This window comes from Stenotrophomonas sp. YJH_SMC_58 (genome assembly GCF_059369635.1).
Genome location: NZ_JCAFSW010000012.1, coordinates 17829 through 33976 on the forward strand (window position 1 = coordinate 17829; position 16148 = coordinate 33976).

15 protein-coding genes are annotated in these 16148 nt (G+C 67.8%); all 15 read right to left on the reverse strand.

The annotated features are described in order from the left end of the window. Positions 1–89: 89 nt before the first annotated feature. A complete protein-coding gene (locus AC5P68_RS15375) occupies positions 90–3047 on the reverse strand; it encodes a TonB-dependent receptor plug domain-containing protein (protein WP_414498142.1) in 2958 nt (985 codons plus the stop codon). 401 nt (positions 3048–3448) lie between these two features. Then, on the reverse strand, positions 3449–4180 hold the full coding sequence (locus AC5P68_RS15380) for a copper homeostasis protein CutC (RefSeq protein ID WP_049433129.1): 732 nt from the start codon (positions 4178–4180) through the stop codon (positions 3449–3451). Then, the gene (locus AC5P68_RS15385) at positions 4177–5175 is read right to left on the reverse strand and encodes a glycosylasparaginase (RefSeq protein ID WP_049395194.1); all 999 of its coding nucleotides are present in this window, start codon (positions 5173–5175) and stop codon (positions 4177–4179) included. Before AC5P68_RS15385 ends, AC5P68_RS15380 begins: the two co-directional genes overlap by 4 nt. 51 nt (positions 5176–5226) lie before the next feature. After that, positions 5227–6249, reverse strand: a complete 1023-nt coding sequence (locus AC5P68_RS15390; RefSeq protein ID WP_033833302.1) for a glucokinase — start codon at positions 6247–6249, stop codon at positions 5227–5229. An 84-nt stretch (positions 6250–6333) separates the two neighbouring features. Beyond that, positions 6334–6618 (reverse strand): hypothetical protein, encoded by a 285-nt coding sequence (locus tag AC5P68_RS15395; RefSeq protein ID WP_005409434.1) that lies wholly within the window; start codon positions 6616–6618, stop codon positions 6334–6336. A gap of 36 nt (positions 6619–6654) precedes the next feature. Continuing rightward, positions 6655–8244: a calcineurin-like phosphoesterase C-terminal domain-containing protein gene (locus AC5P68_RS15400; protein ID WP_184013843.1), complete on the reverse strand. Its 1590-nt coding sequence runs from the start codon at positions 8242–8244 to the stop codon at positions 6655–6657. 154 nt (positions 8245–8398) lie between these two features. Continuing rightward, positions 8399–9019, reverse strand: a complete 621-nt coding sequence (gene hisIE, locus AC5P68_RS15405) for a bifunctional phosphoribosyl-AMP cyclohydrolase/phosphoribosyl-ATP diphosphatase HisIE (protein WP_033833300.1) — start codon at positions 9017–9019, stop codon at positions 8399–8401. Then, the gene (hisF, locus tag AC5P68_RS15410) at positions 9009–9785 is read right to left on the reverse strand and encodes an imidazole glycerol phosphate synthase subunit HisF (RefSeq protein ID WP_049402241.1); all 777 of its coding nucleotides are present in this window, start codon (positions 9783–9785) and stop codon (positions 9009–9011) included. The genes hisIE and hisF overlap by 11 nt, the downstream gene beginning before the upstream one ends. Further along, positions 9779–10513 (reverse strand): 1-(5-phosphoribosyl)-5-[(5-phosphoribosylamino)methylideneamino]imidazole-4-carboxamide isomerase, encoded by a 735-nt coding sequence (gene hisA / locus AC5P68_RS15415; RefSeq protein WP_495217133.1) that lies wholly within the window; start codon positions 10511–10513, stop codon positions 9779–9781. The genes hisF and hisA overlap by 7 nt, the downstream gene beginning before the upstream one ends. Beyond that, positions 10510–11112 carry an imidazole glycerol phosphate synthase subunit HisH gene (hisH, locus tag AC5P68_RS15420; protein WP_010482586.1) on the reverse strand — a complete coding sequence of 201 codons (603 nt, stop codon included), beginning with the start codon at positions 11110–11112 and terminating at the stop codon, positions 10510–10512. Before hisH ends, hisA begins: the two co-directional genes overlap by 4 nt. Continuing rightward, positions 11109–12182 (reverse strand): bifunctional histidinol-phosphatase/imidazoleglycerol-phosphate dehydratase HisB, encoded by a 1074-nt coding sequence (gene hisB, locus AC5P68_RS15425; protein WP_231522736.1) that lies wholly within the window; start codon positions 12180–12182, stop codon positions 11109–11111. The genes hisH and hisB overlap by 4 nt, the downstream gene beginning before the upstream one ends. Then, the gene (gene hisC / locus AC5P68_RS15430; RefSeq protein WP_049402243.1) at positions 12179–13273 is read right to left on the reverse strand and encodes a histidinol-phosphate transaminase; all 1095 of its coding nucleotides are present in this window, start codon (positions 13271–13273) and stop codon (positions 12179–12181) included. The genes hisB and hisC overlap by 4 nt, the downstream gene beginning before the upstream one ends. Beyond that, entirely contained in the window at positions 13270–14565 is a 1296-nt protein-coding gene (gene hisD, locus AC5P68_RS15435; protein ID WP_231522737.1) for a histidinol dehydrogenase, read from the reverse strand. The genes hisC and hisD overlap by 4 nt, the downstream gene beginning before the upstream one ends. Further along, positions 14562–15473, reverse strand: a complete 912-nt coding sequence (gene hisG / locus AC5P68_RS15440; RefSeq protein ID WP_231522738.1) for an ATP phosphoribosyltransferase — start codon at positions 15471–15473, stop codon at positions 14562–14564. The genes hisD and hisG overlap by 4 nt, the downstream gene beginning before the upstream one ends. Positions 15474–15507: 34 nt before the next feature. Next, on the reverse strand, positions 15508–15816 hold the full coding sequence (locus AC5P68_RS15445; protein ID WP_065428227.1) for a YerC/YecD family TrpR-related protein: 309 nt from the start codon (positions 15814–15816) through the stop codon (positions 15508–15510). Positions 15817–16148: the final 332 nt, after the last annotated feature.

A 16148-nucleotide genomic window follows, 5' to 3' on the forward strand; every position in this document is an offset into this window, starting at 1 on the left:
CATGATGGGGTTCATCCACGCATGGCGTGGAACTACCGAGCGGACGGAGGCGCCAGGCGGATCAAGCCCGGCGCCCCCTGCGGGTCTGCTCAGAAGGTGAACACGTACTCCAACGCGAACTCGCGGCCGACCGCGCCCAGCAGGCGGGTCGGGGCGAAGTCGTAATCCAGCTTGTACGGGTCCTTGTGGTTCCAGCTGGCGGAGTTGAAGGCGTTGTTGACGTACACGTTTACCTTCGCGTGTACGGTCACCTGGTAGCCCACGTTGAAGTTCCAGGTGATGAACGGCCCCACTCGACCGTAGTAGCGCGCCGTCTGCTGCCCGGCATTGGGGTTCGGGTTCGGCGAGCCGTCCGGACGTGTCGCCGGCTCCAGGCAGTTCAGCGACGGGCTGTCGCTGGGCACGTAGCCGTCGGCGAACGGCAGGCAGCCGCCGGGGTTGTCCAGGCGGTCGGTGCCCCAGTGGTAGCGCACGCCCGGCACCGAGCCCACGCGGTCGGCATAGACATTGGCATTCCAGTTGCCGCGCTGCCAGCCCAGGCTCGCGCGCAGCTTGCTGCGCAGGTCGCGGTCGCGGCGTTCCGGGTTCGGGTCGTTGGCGTAGCGCTGTTCCTTGGTCGAGATCTGGTTGGTGTAGTTCAGACCCAGCTGGAAACTGCCCCACTGCGCGGTTTCCAGGCGATAGCGTGCGGTCAGGTCGACACCACGCACTTCGCGGCTGGCCAGGTTGAACGGGCCGCGCTCGATCGACACCAGGCGGCCGCTGCCGTCACGGTTCACGCGGGCCAGGATGCCGGCGCAGTAGTCGCCACCGGCCGGATTGGCCCATGGCGTGCCATCGATGTTCTTGCCGGTCAGGCAGCCGGCCTCGCTGGCCAGCACCTCATCGGCGCCGACGTCGACGATCATGTCTTCCAGCTTGATCGCCCAGTAGTCGGCACTGACCGACAGGTTCGGCATCACGTCCCAGACGAAACCGACCGTCCACGAATCACCGGTTTCCGAGCGCAGCAGCGGCGTGCCACGGCGGTTCACGTCGAAGGTGTACCAGACATCGGTGTTGCCCACGCCGCAGTTGTTGACCAGGTAGGCACCGCTCTGGATGCAGCGCAGGCGGTCATAGGTCTGCACTTCGGAGCTGCTCGGCTGGCCCAGCAGGTAATGCATGTCCGGCGCATGGAAGCTGGTGGCATAGGAGCCACGCACCAGCAGCGATTCAACCGGGCGCCATTCCAGGCCGACGTTCCAGGTGGTTTCCTTCTGGCTGCCGATGTTCAGTGCTTCGCTGCTGTCGTCGGCCTTGTAGTTGCCATAGCGGTCATAGCGCGCGGCCGCAGTGGCGGTCACGCTGTCCAGCAGCGGAATCTTGAACTCGACGCCGGCCGAATAGCGGGTGCGCTCGCCGCCACCGCGATCGACGTTCTGCAGGTCGAAGTCGATGCCGGCGCGTGGGTCGGGGCTGAGGTGATAACCCTGCTGCGCGATTTCAGCCACCGCGGCGAACGAGATCGGGCCGGCCCAGCCCTGGAACAGTTCGCCGGTGATATCCGCCGACGCCTGGTTGACCCAGGACGCCGCACGGTTCTTCGCCACCGTACCCATCTGCCAGTACTGGTCCGGCGTCAGCGGATTCCACCAGCGCGATTCGTTCAAGGCGTAGATCGCCTCGCCATCGGCCGTGGTGCCAAGCTTCGGGCCGAGGAAGTAGTCGTACGACTTCTGCTTGTCGACCACGTTCTGCCGTTCTTCCACGCGGTAATAGGAACGCCCCACCGTGGCGCTCCAGTCGAAGCGATCGGCCAGGCGGCCACGCAGGCCAGCGCTCCAGTCCCAGGACAGTTCGCGGTTGGTGTTGCGCAACGTATCCAGCCCGCCAACCTCATTCGGGGTGAACTGGCGCACGCCAAGAATCGGGCGGTTGCGGTTGGCGTCCCAGTAGTAGCCGTTGTCATCGTCGATCAGCGACACGCCGGGCGGATTGGTGCCCCAGATCGCTTCGGAACGGTAGACCGCCAGATTGGTCCAGGCCTGCAGGTCATTGCTGAAATCAAAGGTGGCATACAGGTTGCCGGACACGTTCTCGGCACCGCCGGTGAGCAGCCAGTTGGCGTAGTCGGCGCTCATGCCGCACAGGCGGCCGGTGTTGGTGATGGTGTTGGCGGCGTAGTTGTAGACCAGTCGATCGGCGGTGTAGTACTCACTGCCGAACTTCTCGCAGGTGCCGGTGGGCGGCGCCAGGCGCTGGCCCGTGGTCGGATCGATCAACGCCAGTCCGGCGGTAGGACGGAAGCCGACCTTGCGTTGTTCCATGTTCCAGGACGGGTACGGCGCATCATCGGCATCGTCCATCTGCGGGCGGTCACGGCCGAACAACGGATCGCGCTTGGTGTACTGCAGCGCGTAGGTCACGCTCCAGTTGTCACCGGTCTTGCCGCCGGCCCAGGACAGGTCCCAGGTGTCGCGCCCACCCTCGGTGGAGGTGCCGCCACGCACGCGCACTTCGTCGCCGTCGTAGTTGGTCTTCAGGATGACATTGACCACGCCGGCGATCGCATCCGAGCCATAGATGGCCGAGGCGCCACCGGTCAGCACTTCGATGCGCTCCACCGCCGCGGCCGGAATGTTGCCGTAGTTGGAGAAGTTGGTTTCACCGCCATAGGGCAGCGGGTAGTCGGCCACGCGACGTCCGTTGACCAGCAGCAGCGAGCGGTTCGGGCCCATCCCGCGCAGGTTCAGGCCGCTGGCATTGGGCGTATGCGAACCCCACTGCGAGGCGGCTTCAACAGTGCCGGTCGCTTCGGTGAGGGTCTTCAGCGCGTCGTACACGCTGACGAAGCCTTCCTTCTGGATCTGCGCGGCGGTGATCACGTTGACCGGTGCCGGGCCTTCGACGCTGGCGCGCTTGATGCGCGAGCCGGTGACGGTGACCGCGTCGAGATCCTTGGTGGACGAACTGGCAGCTTCCTGTGCACTGGCAGCCAGGGGCAACAGGGCCAGGACCAGGGCCTGGGACAGCAGGTGACGACGCTTGCGGACGTTCTGAGCCATGGGTGGTTGCTCTTCGAAAGTGTGGACGCACGGACGGGTGGTGGCGCGGCGCTACGGCTGATCCGGGCACCTGGATCGGTTCAAGACCATCCCGACACCCTCCCCTGTGGATCGATCCAAACTAAAGCACAGCTGAACCACGCCGGGCATGCGGCGATGCAGCAATGCCCGAGGGAATGCCGCTATCGGCTGCCGGCATCCAGAACAATCAAAGGGTTGCAAAACATCGCTGAGAGAACAGCGCACACGTCAATGACGCGATCGCGACAATCGCGCGCGGAACGGATTTGTCCGTCGCAGGACAGCGCCGGGGTCGGATCCCTTCGCAGAAGGGCTATGACCCGATTGCGTCGGGTGGGGTCGGAGCCCTTCTGCGAAGGGATCCGACCCCGGCCCTGCGATCAGCCGTCGAGGGCCTGACGCAGTGCGGCCACGGTCGCGGTGGCGGTCTGGCTCCAGTCCGGGCCCAGCCCGCGCAGCGCCGGGTTCTGGAACTGCATGGCCGAGCGCCTCAGGCCTTTGGCCGAGGCGTGCAGTTCGGTGCAGCCGCTGCGTCGTGCGACGGCGGCGATGTTGGCCGGGCCCAGCCCGGCGCCGGCCATCACCGTGATACGTCCTGCCGCCTGGGTGACCAGGCCCGCCAGCACATCGGCACCGGCCTCGGCACTGACCTGGCCGCCCGAGGTCAGCACGCGCTGGCAACCCAGTTCGATCACCTGTTCCAGTGCCGCCGGCAGATCGCGGGCGGCATCGAAGGCGCGGTGGAAGGTCACCTGCAGCGGCCCGGCAGCCTGCACCAGTTCACGGCACAACGCCACGTCGATACCGCCCTGCACATCCAGTGCACCGATCACCACGCCATCGCAGCCGAGCGCGCGGCACTGCGCGATGTCACGCAGCATCAGTTCGATTTCCAGCGCGTCGTAGTGGAAGTCGCCCGGGCGTGGCCGCACCAGCACGAACAGCGGAATCGACAGGCGTTCGCGCGCAATCGCGATGCTGGCGAACGACGGCGTGGTACCACCCTCGGCCAGGTTGTCGAACAGCTCGATGCGGTCGGCGCCGCCGGCCTGGGCGGCCAGCGCCGAGGCCAGCGAGTTGCTGGCGATCTCCAGGGTCAGCCGCGTGCTCACGCCTGGGTGCTCGTGTAGATCGACGGCGAGTCGCGCAGGTCATCCTGGCGCTGCGCATCGCACACGGCGTAGACGAAGCCGCGATGCAGCGCGTAGGCGCCTACCTCGCCCTGCTTGTTCATGGCCAGGAAGCACACCTGCAGCGTTCTGCTAGCTTCCGGGCGCTTGCGCACCACGCGGTCGATGGCTTCGCGGCAAGCCTGCGCCGGCGAGCGCCCCTGGCGCATCAGCTCGACCACCAGGAACGACGCGGCGTTGCGGATCATCTCCTCGCCCACGCCCGAGGCAGTGGCCGCCCCCACTTCGTTGTCGACATACAGGCCAGCACCGATGATCGGGCTGTCGCCGACCCGGCCGTGCAGCTTCCAGGCCATGCCGCTGGTGGTACAGGCACCGGCAAGGTGGCCCTTGGCATCCAGCGCCAGCATGCCGATGGTGTCGTGGTTGTCGCTGTTGCCGGGAATACCTCGCCGCTCGGCGTTGATCTGCGGCTGATACTTCTCCGTCTTCAGCCACTCGCGCCAGGCCGCTTCGGCCTGCGGCGTCAGCAGGTGCTTGCGCTCGAAACCCTGCTGCATCGCGAACTGCTGCGCGCCCTCGCCCACCAGCAGCACGTGTGGGCTGTTCTCCATCACTTTGCGGGCCACCGACACCGGATGCAGGATGTCGACCAGCGCGGCCACTGCGCCACAACGGCCATCGCCATCCATGATGCTCGCGTCCAGGCTCAGCACGCCGTCGCGATCCGGGTTGCCACAGTGGCCGACGGTGGGGTTGCACAGCTCGCTCTCGGCCCAGCGCGCGCCTGCTTCCACCGCATCCAGCGCGCTGCCGCCCTGCGCCAGTACCTTCCACGCGGCCTGGTTGGCCGGTACGCCGAAGTCCCAGGTCGAAACCACCTTGGCCCCACCCTGCGTGCGCGCCTGCACGCCCGGCAAAGCCGCCATGCCTGCAGCCAGTGCACCGGCCTGCAGGAACTGCCTGCGATCCACCATCTTCCCCTCCCAGTCTGCAATGCACGGCCGGCCCGATGCCGACCCTGCCGATCAGTCGTGCGTGGGCTGCCGTGCGGCGTGCCAGACCGCTGCGCCGAGCACGCCCAACTGGCCGTGCTCCACCCGCCATACCGGCACCTGGCGCAGCACCTCGGTCAGTACGCCCTTGTTGAGGAAGCGCTCACGGAAGCGGCCATCGGCCAGGAAATCCTGCACATGCGCGGAAATACCTCCGGCGAGGTATACCGAGCGCGCACCGACAGCGATCGCCGCGTCGCCGGCCAGGCTGCCCAGCCAGGCACAGAACACCTGCAGCGTTTCCACCGCCAGTGCATCCTCGCCGCTGCGGGCGGCACCGATCAGCGCCTCGGTACTGGTCCACACCGCGGTGGCACCGCGCAGCTCGCACAGGCACGGGTACAGGTTCATCAGGCCACTGCCGGACAGCACGCGTTCGTTGTCCACGTGCGGCCAGCGCTGCAGCAGCTTGCCCAGCACCTGCAATTCCAGCGTGTTGCCGGCGCCGAGCGCGGCATGGCCGATCTCGCTGGCCAGCACCGGGCGCTCGCCGTCGGCAAAGCGCAGTGCGGCGCCCAGGCCGGTACCGGCACCCAGCACCAGCGCCGGGAATGCCTGCGCCGGATCAGCATCGCCGTTCAGCGGCACCAGCGTGTCCGGCCGCAGATAAGGAATGGCCAGCGCCACCGCCTCGAAATCGTTGATCAGCTGCAACTCGTGCAGCCCGGACTGCGCGCGGGTGGCCGACAGCGAGACCGTCCATGGCAGGTTGGAATTGATCAGCACATCGCCATCGAGCAGGCCGGCAATGGCCACCACCGCGGTCTGCACCGGCTGGCCAAGGCCTGCGGTGAAATCGGCCAGGATCGCCGCCAGGCTGGGATGCTCGGCGCAGGCATAGGTGCGATGGCTGCTCAGCAGCGGCGCCTGGCCGGGTTGGGTTTCAGCCAGCGCGAGGCGGGCGAAGGTGCCGCCGACATCGGCAACGACCAGACGGCGTGGAAGACCGCCGCGGGCGGAGTCGGAGGAAACCGGGGACGCTGCTGCGATGGTCACGCTGGCCTGCTTGGATCGATTGAATCGCCCCGATTCTCAGGCATCGGGGCGGCTTTGCCTAGCGCGCCGACGGTTCAGGTTGGCCTACATGCCTTCCTGTTCGGCCACCTGCACGCCATCCACCAGCACCCGCAGCCGCTGCGGGCGGAAGCCGGCGAACAGCAGCGGCCGGGTGCGCTCGACCAGCACTTCATGGCCGGCGATGTGGCGCAGCCACGACTGTACCAGCGAGAACGAGAAGTGGGTGCCCGGATGCAGCGGGTGCTGCACCCAGACCTTCTCGGTGGCGCTCTGCAGCAGCATCGCGCCGGTGAACCAGTGGCGGCTGAGGGTCACCGGTGTGGTGCCGGCCATGAAGCGGATATCCATGCGGGGTCCTTTCGCTGGAGCGCTGGTGCGCGGGGGTCAGGGCTGGGCAGTCTGCAGGCTGTAGCTGGTGCTGGCGGTGAACACCGCGCCGTCGGGCTGGGTGGAACGCACCTCGACCTTGTGGCTGCCCACGGCCAGATCGGTCGGCAGCGCGCCACGCCACAGGTGCGGCGATGCGGTGGCCTCCGGCGAGCGGTCGTAGCCACGCAGGCTGTCAGCCAGATCGTCGGCCACGTTCTCCACCATCAGGCGCGGATCGGGCTGGCTGACCTGCTTCATCGGCTGCCAGGCGCCGCCATCGACGCGGTACTCGACCACGCTGGCATCCTCACCCATGTAGACGTTGGCATAGATGCCCCATGCCGGATAGGCCCCCTGGCGCAGCACCTTGGGGGCATGCAGGCCGATCTGCTCGCTGGCCGGCTTGCCGGCCACGCGGTACTGCAGTCTGTAGCTGCCATTACCGGCCACGTCGAGCAGCGCATAGCCCTTCGGCGTGCCATCGCTCATGGTGCTGTCCGGCACGCCGGCGGCATTCTTCACCCCCGACCAGAACGCACCGCAGTTGGCACCCACGTTGTATTCGTGCAGCGGCTTGTCGCCGTTCCAGCCGTCGGCCTTGCCGTGGTAGACGTGCTGCTGGGTGTGGCTGTGGCCGCTGAGCACCAGCACGTTGCGGAAGTCCTTCAACAGGTCGAACAGGCGCTGACGGTCAGCATGGCGGAAGGTCTCGCGTCCCGGCGCCGCGTCGAACAGCGGGATGTGCATGCCCAGCACCAGCAGGCGGTCCCTGTGCAGGCCCTTCAGGTAGCTGGCAAGGAAGGCGAACTGGTCTTCGCGCAGTCCACCGACATACTTCGGCTTGGCCTTGGGGTCGTACACCACGTCGTCCAGGAACACGAAGCTCGCGCCGCCTTCTTCCACCGCGTAGGTGTCCGGGCCGTAGATGTTGCGCCAGCTGTCCAGCGAGTGCTCATCGCTGGCGGCATCGAAATCGAGGTCGTGGTTGCCCGGCACATGGAACCACGGCACGCCAAGTTCGGTGGTGACCTTGTTGATCGCCGGATACAAGGTCAGGTCGTCGTTGACGATGTCACCCAGGGTGGTGCCCATGCGCGCCCTCGTCTGACCGACCAGCGGCGCCACGATCGACTGCTGGTAGTAGCCGATGTCCTTCAGGCTGGCGGTCTGCGAATCGGTGAACACCAGCATCTGGAAACCGCGGCGGCTGTCATGGCGATCCGACTGCAGCGCGAAATCCCAGTTGCGGGTGACATCGCTGGTGGCGGCGATGCCGCCGTACTTCAACGCCGGCGAACCGTTCGGGCGATAGTGCCGCCAGAACGAAGGCAGGCCGTCGGCCGCTTTCGGGAAGGAATACGCATCGGGCTTGATCACGAACACGGTCTGGCCATCACGCACCGGCAGGCTGTAGCTGCCGTCTGCAGCCGTCTTGACGATGGCCTCGCCGTTGGAGACCTGCACGCCGGCCAGGCCCGGATCGGTCGCACCGCGGCCGGGTTTGCCGTCGCGCTCCAGATAGACCTTGCCGGTGACCACGGTGTCCGCGGCCCAGGCCGGCGAGGTCAGCAACAGGCAGCACAGCCAGGCGGCAGGCAGTTTCATGGGCGGTCCGGGTAAAGAAAGACCGCCTATTGTAGATTCCGTTGATGACATCGCGCACGCGATGACGCATGCCGGTAGTGCCGGCCGCTGGCCGGCAGCCCCATGAACGTCGGGCATCCGGGGCTTGCCGGCCAGCGGCTGGCACTACCCCACTTCAACGATGGCGTTTTTCCAGCACCGCACGCGCATCATCCAGCGACAGCCCGCGCGCGCGCAGCAGCACCAGCAGGTGGTACAGCAGGTCCGAGGCCTCGCCCAGCAACGCCTCATCATCCTGCGCCACCGCCGCCAGGGCGGTCTCCACCCCCTCCTCGCCCACCTTCTGTGCGATACGGCGGATGCCGCCCTCGAACAGGCTGGTGGTGTAGCTGCCCGGTGGGCGTTGCGCCTCACGCATCGCCACCAGCTGGCCCAGCCCGCCCAGGAAATCCTTCGGCGCCTGGTCGAAGCAGCTCTCTGCACCGGTGTGGCAGGTTGGCCCCGCCGGCCGTGCCATCACCAGCAAAGTATCTGCATCGCAGTCGACGCTGATCGACTGCACCACCAGCACGTTGCCGGACTGCTCGCCCTTGGTCCACAACCGCTGCTTGCTGCGGCTGAAGAAGGTCATGTGGCCGATGGCCAGCGTGGCCGCCAGCGATTCGGCACTCACAAAGCCCAGCATCAGTACCTGCAGGGTATCGGCATCCTGCACCACCGCCGGCAGCAGGCCGTCGCCCTTGCTCCAGTCCAGCGCCTGCAATGCGTCCAATGACGGCCTGACTTCAATAGACATCCCGCACCTCGATCTGCTGTCCGCGCAGGTAGCGCTTCAATTCCGGAATGGCGATCGCGCCGCTGTGGAACACGCTGGCGGCCAGCGCGCCGTCGACGTCGGCCTGGTCAAAGGCTTCGGCGAAGTGCTCCATCGCACCCGCACCGCCGGAGGCGATCAGCGGCACCTGGCACAATGACCGTGCCTGCTGCAGTTGCACGACATCGTAGCCACGGCGTACGCCATCGCTGTCCATGCAGTTCAGCACGATCTCACCGGCACCCCGCCGTTGTGCTTCGACGATCCAGTCCAGGGTGCGCAGTGGCACCGCCTGGGTCTTGTCCGGGTCCCCGCTGAAGCGGCGCACCCGCCACTGTCCATCGGTCTCGCGTACCGAGTCGACACCGACCACCACGCATTGCACGCCGAACTCGTCGGCCAGTTCAGTGATCAGTTCCGGACGGCCCAACGCCGGCGAGTTGATCGACACCTTGTCGGCACCGGCGAACAGCACGCGACGCGCGGTTTCCACGCTGTCGATGCCACCGGCCACGCAGAACGGAATGTCGATCAGCCGCGCGATGCGCTCGATCCAGGCAACGTCGACCGAACGCGCCTCGGGGCTGGCGCCGATGTCATAGAACACCAGCTCGTCCGCCCCTTGGTCGCGGTAGCGCTGCGCCAACTCGGCGATGTCGCCCATGTCGACGTGGTCGCGGAAGCGCACGCCCTTGACCACGCGGCCATCGCGCACGTCCAGGCAGGGAATGATGCGCCGGCTCAACATGCCAGCGCCTCCGCCAGGTCCATGCGCTGCTCCAGCAGTGCCTTGCCGAGAATCGCACCGCCACAGCCGGCGGCACGGGCCTCGGCCACATCGGCTACGTCACGGATGCCACCGGAGGCCTGCACCGCCACCCCCGGCAGCAACCCCGACAAGTGCCGGTAGAGGCCGATGTTGGGCCCGGCCAACATGCCATCCCGGGCAATGTCGGTACACAGCAGGTGGCGCATGCCGGCGCGCGCGTAGCGCTGTGCAAGGTCATCCAGGGTCACCCCGGCATTCTCGGTCCAGCCGTGCACCGGCAGCTGCCACTGCCCCTGTGCGTCCTGGCGCGCGTCCAGCGCAATCGTGATGCGCTCGGCGCCGAATTCCTCCAGCCAGCCGACCACTTCATCGGGGCGACGCACCGCCAGCGAGCCGACCACCACGCGACCGGCGCCGGCATCGAGGATGCGCGCCACATCGTCGTGGCCGCGCACGCCACCGCCGGTCTGCACCTGCAGCGGCGTGTGCGCGCGGATCGCAGCCAGCAGCGGCGCCAGGGTGTAGCCACCGGCGCGTGCGGCGTCCAGGTCGACCAGATGCATCCATTGCGCGCTCTGCGCGGCGAAGGCCTGCGCGCGCGGCAACGGATCATCCCCATAGGAGGTTTCCTGCGCGTAGTCGCCCTGGCGCAGCCGCACCACGCGGCCATCGCGGATATCCAGCGCGGGGTAGACGATGAAACTCATGCAGCCGTGCCCTCGAGGAAGTTGCGCAGCATCAGCGAGCCGGTCTCGCCGGAGCGCTCGGGGTGGAACTGTGCGCCGTAGTAGCGCCCCTGCTCCACCACGGCAGTGAACAGGCCGCCGTGGTCGCAGGCAGCGACGGTGTGGGTGTTGAGGGGTGCCGCGTAGCTGTGCACGAAGTAGGCGCTGGCACGCTCCGGCACGCCGCGCAGCAGCAGCGATTCGCGCAGCGGCAGCAGGCGGTTCCAGCCCATGTGCGGCACCCGGATGCCGCAGGCCGGCACCAGCTTCCGCACCACGCCGGGAATCAGGCCCAGTGTCTCCACACCCGCTTCCTCGGAGCGCTCGAACAGCAGCTGCATGCCCAGGCAGATGCCCATCAGCGGCACCTCCAGTCGCTGCAGCGGTTCCACCAGGCCCTGCGCATGCAGGCGTTGCATGCCGGGACCGGCGGCGCCGACGCCGGGCAGGATCACCCGCTGCGCACCGATCAGACCGTCCGCATCGCGCACCAGCCGTACCGTCGCACCCAGGCGCTCCAGTGCGTAGCGCACCGAGCCCAGGTTGGCGCCGCCGGCATCGATCAGCGCAACGTCACTCACAGCGCCCCCTTGGTGCTCGGCAGTGCCGTGCCGTGCCGGACCAGCGCCGGACGCAGCGCGCGGGCCAGGGCCTTGAAGCACGCCTCCACCTTGTGGTGATCGTTGTCGCCGCGTACCTGCAGGTTGAGGTTCAGGCCGCTGGCATCGCACAGCGAGCGGAAGAAGTGCGGTACCAGCTCGGTCGGCATATCGCCCACGCGCTCGCGCTTGAACTCGCCCTCGAACACGAAGTACGGGCGGCCACTGAAGTCCAGCGCAGCGCTGGCCAGCGTCTCGTCCATCGGCAGCGTGAAACCGTAGCGGCCGATGCCGCGCTTGTCGCCCAGCGCCTCGCGCAGCGCCTGGCCCAATGCGAGCCCGGTGTCTTCAATGGTGTGGTGCTCGTCGATGTGCAGGTCACCCTCGGCCTGGATGTCCAGCGCGAAGCCGCCATGCTTGCCGATCTGTTCCAGCATGTGGTCGAAGAACGGCAGGCCGGTGGAGATGCGTGCATCACCCGCGCAATCCAGGTCCAGTTCGACGCGGATCTTCGTTTCTTTCGTGTTGCGCTGGACCACGGCGGTGCGCGGTGCGTCGGCCAGCGCGTGGGCAATGCCCGGCCAGTCCCACTGACCACCGAACTGCTCGGTGCGCAACTGGAAACCGCGGATGTTGAGGTTGTCGGCAAACTGCAGGTCGGTGATGCGATCGCCGACCATGCCCGAACGCGCCCAGTCGATGCTGCGGTCCTGCAGATAAGCCGTCATCAGTCCGATGGCCGGCTTGCGGGTCGGCGCATTGTCGTGCGGCCAGCTGCAGTCGATCAGCACGTCACGGAAAGTGATGCCCTGGCTCTCGAAGATCTGCAGCATCAGGTCGTTCGGGCCATCGAAGCTGGCACGCGGGTAGCTGTCGCTGCCGAGGCCATCCTGGTTGGTGACGATCACGAACTGATAGCCGGCATCCCGCAGTTTCAGCAGCGCCGGGATCACCTGCGGCACGAAGCGCAGCTTCTCGTAGGCATCGATCTGGAAGTCGGCCGGCTCCTCGATGAGGGTGCCGTCGCGGTCGATGAACAGGATCGGGGTCATGCTGCGGCCCTCCGCGCCGACAGGGCCGCAAGCACGCGGTCATTCTCTTCGGGGCTGCCGATGCTGATGCGCAGCGCATCACCCAACTGCGGCGCGGCGCGCTGGTCGCGCACCACCACGCCCGCAGCCAGCAGCGTATCGAACGCGGCCTGGGCATCGGCGAAGCGCACCAGCAGGTAGTTGCCGGATGAGGCGTACACCCGGCGTACACCGGGCAGGCTGGCCAGTGCCGTTCGCAGGCGCTCGCGTTCGGCGATGACCGTGGCCACGCGTTCGGCGGTGCGTGCCAGCGCGGCCGGCTGCAGAGCCTGCACGGCCAGCTCGGCGCACGGGGTCGGCACCGGGTACGGCGCCTGGCAACGCCGCAGCACGGTAATCAGTTCCGGGGCGGCAATCAGCGTTCCAATGCGAGCGGCCGCGAGCGCGTGTGCCTTCGACAGCGTGCGCAGCACCGCCAGGTTGGCGTGCGCGGCCAGCAACGTGGTCGCCGACGGACGCTGCGCGTACTCGACATAGGCCTCGTCCACCACCACCAGTGCCTGCCCGCGCAACGCAACTGCCACCCGTTCGACCTCGTCCAGGGCGATATCACTGCCGGCCGGGTTCGACGGTGTGCACAGGAACACCAGTTTGGCATTGCGTGCCCTGGCGGTGTCGATCACCGCATCCAGGTCGGCGCGAAGGCCATCCTCGCTGTCCACCAGCGGCACTTCAATCAATGCGGCACCCTGCAAGCGTGCGCAGACCGCATACATGCCGAACACCGGCGGCGTGACCAGCACGCCATCGCGGCCCGACACGCACAGCGCGCGCACCAGCAGATCAATGGCTTCGTCGCTGCCGCGACCGATCAGCAGCTGCTGTGGCGTCACGCCGTACAGCGCCGCCAGTCCCTCGCGCAATGCCAGCGGCTGCGGTTCGGGATAGCGCCGGCTGCTGCCCGCGGCATCAGCGGGATTGGCCCAGGCCGATTCATTCGCGTTCAACCAGACCTCGCCCTGCACCGCCGCACTGCGCGCCGAGCTGTAGCCGGCGAAGCCCTGCAGATCCGGGCGAACCAGTGCCAGCACATCATCGATAGCCGCGTTCATGCTGCCACCTCCATGCGCACTGCGACCGCACGTTCATGTGCATCCAGGCCTTCGGCACTGGCGATGATGCGCGCGCAGCCGCCAATCGCTGCCAGGCCGGCGGCGCTGGCGCTCTGCACGCTGATCAGGTTCTGGAAGCTGGCCACACTGACACCACTGTAGGCACGTGCGGCACCCGCGGTGGGCAGCACGTGGTTGGTGCCGCTGCAGTAGTCGCCCAGTGCCTCGGGGGTGTAATCACCCAGGAACACCGAGCCGGCCGCCTGCACCTTGTCCAGCCACGCACGCGGATCACGCAATGCCAGGATCAGGTGCTCCGGTGCATAGCGGTTGCTGATCGCGAAGGCTTCGTCCAGCGAATCGACCTGGATCAGCCGGGAGGCGGACAGCGCCTGGCGTGCGATCTGCTGGCGCGGCAGCAAAGCCACCTGGCGCTCGACTTCAGCCTCGACCGCCGCCAGCATCGCGGCATCGTCGGTCAGCAGCAGCACCTGCGAATCCGGGCCGTGCTCGGCCTGCGACAGCAGGTCGGCGGCGACGAACGCCGGATTGGCGCCGGCATCGGCAATCACCAGCACTTCTGAGGGGCCGGCCGGCATGTCGATGGCGGCGGCGCCATCCTGTGCGACCTGCTGCTTGGCTTCGGTGACGAAGCTGTTGCCGGGCCCGAACAGCTTGTCACAGGCCGGAATGCTGGCCGTGCCGTAAGCCATCGCAGCGATGGCCTGGGCGCCGCCCAGCTTGAACACGCGCTGCACGCCGGTCAGGCGTGCGGCCACCAGCACCGCAGGATCGGCCGTGCCATCGGCACGCGGCGGCGTGCACAGCACCACCTGCGGGCAGCCGGCCAGCTGCGCCGGCACGCCCAGCATCAGCGAGGTGGACGGCAGCGGCGCGCTGCCGGCCGGCACGTAGAGCCCTACCCGTCCGATCGGCCGCAGTATGCGTTCGCAGACCACGCCCGGGGCGGTTTCCACCGCATACCCCGTACCCATGCCGGCGGCGTGGAAACGGGCGATGCGTTCGGCAGCTTCGACCATCGCCTGGCGCAGCTCGGCGGGGACGGCGGCATCGGCCGCTGCGAACTCGGCTTCGCTCACTTCGAACGATGGCAGCTCGACGCCGTCGAAACGTGCGGTGATCGCACGTAGCGCGTCATCGCCCTGCCCGCGCACCTGTGCAATCAGCGTCGCCACCGCATCGCGGGTCTGCTGCGCCACGGTCTGCACCGGGCGGGTCAGTGCCGCACTGCGCGCGGCCTCATCAAGTCGGGACCAGATCAGACGGTTCATGCCAGCGACCGCTCCACGCTCAGTACCATCAGGCCCTGCGCGCCGGCGCGCTCGAGTTCCTCCATGCGTTGCCAGCTCAATGGGCCCGGGCACATGGTTTGCAGGCGCAGCGCGCCGCCATCGGCCGGCAGCCGCACCAGCGGCTCGGCATCGGCCAGCAGCTGCGCCAGCGCGTCGAGGCGATCCTCGCTGGCGCGGAACATCAGCAGCTTGCGGTCCTGGCGCTGCACCACGCCGTCGAGGCGGCGCAGCAGCATCGCGCGCAGCGATGCACGTGCATCATCCGGCACGCGCACCGCACCGGCCAGCACCGCCTCGCTGTCGAGCAGGTTGTGCACCGGGGTCAACTGGTTGGCACGCAGGGTGGCGCCGCTGGAGACGAGGTCGCAGATCAGGTCGGCGGTACCCAGTCGCGGGGCGATTTCCACCGACCCGGACAGCTCGACCACCTGTGCGTCCACGCCCTGTTCGGCCAGCCATTGCTTGAGGATGGCCGGGTAGCTGGTGGCAATGCGGGCACCGGCCAGCTGCGTCGGTCCCTGCCACTGCCACTCCTCGGGTACCGCCAGCATCAGCCGGCACTGGCCAAAGCCCAGCCCGCGCAGCGCCTGGTAGGCATCCGGCAGGCCGACCTGGCGACGTGCCGCGGCCTGCTCGTCCAGCTCGTTGCGACCGACGATGCCGAGGTCGCAGACGCCGTCGGCGATCAGGCCGGGGATGTCGTCGTCGCGCACCAGCAGCAGGTCCACCGGCAGCGATTCGCCGTAGCAGAACAGCTTGTCGCGGCTCTCGCGCCAGCTCAGGCCGCAGGCGCTGAGCAGGTTGCGGGCGGGTTCGGCCAGCCGGCCACTCTTCTGGATGGCGATACGCAGCCGGTCTCGTGCCGGCGCTGCCTGGGTTGCACTCATGGGGGAGGTCTCGAAGTTCGGAACGGGGCGCGGATCAGCGCGAGGCAAGGCGGTCGATGGCGGCGGCATAGCCTCGATGGCCATGCTCAAGGGTGCGTGCCACCCGTCCGGTGGTGGTCACGCTGACGCCGGTGCGCTCGTGGATCTCGCGGTACGGCACGCCCTGCAGCAGCAGCGGCACCACCTTCCATCGGTCGGCCATGGCTTCCAGCTCGGCCGGTGTGCACAGATCGCGCAGGAAGGCCTCGACCTGTTCCGGCTCGCGCAGGGCGGCAAAGGCCCGGGCCAGAGCTTCAAGGTCGGCCTTCGGGTCTTTGGCGGCAATTTCGGGGCGGGCTTTCACGGGGTCGTTTCCATGCATCAATGTAATAGCGCGTTAGTACATTAGCGCATTCTTGCGCACTGCGTCAAATCTGGGGAGATTTGTGGGCAGGGCTGCGCCCTGCACCCGCTAGATGCCGAAGCGACGTCAAATGCTGGATGGCTGAGGGTTGGCGGGGTGGGTCCGGTGGCAGGGGACGCCGTAAACCCGTCCATGGGGGCTTGGCCGCGGCATCCATGCCGCGGACACCCCTGCCTCCGGACCCACCCCGCCGTCGACAGTTTCCTGCGAGCTGTTGGAACAGCAAGGGGTCGGATCCGTTTTCTGAAGGAAAACGGCTCTGACCCCGGAAC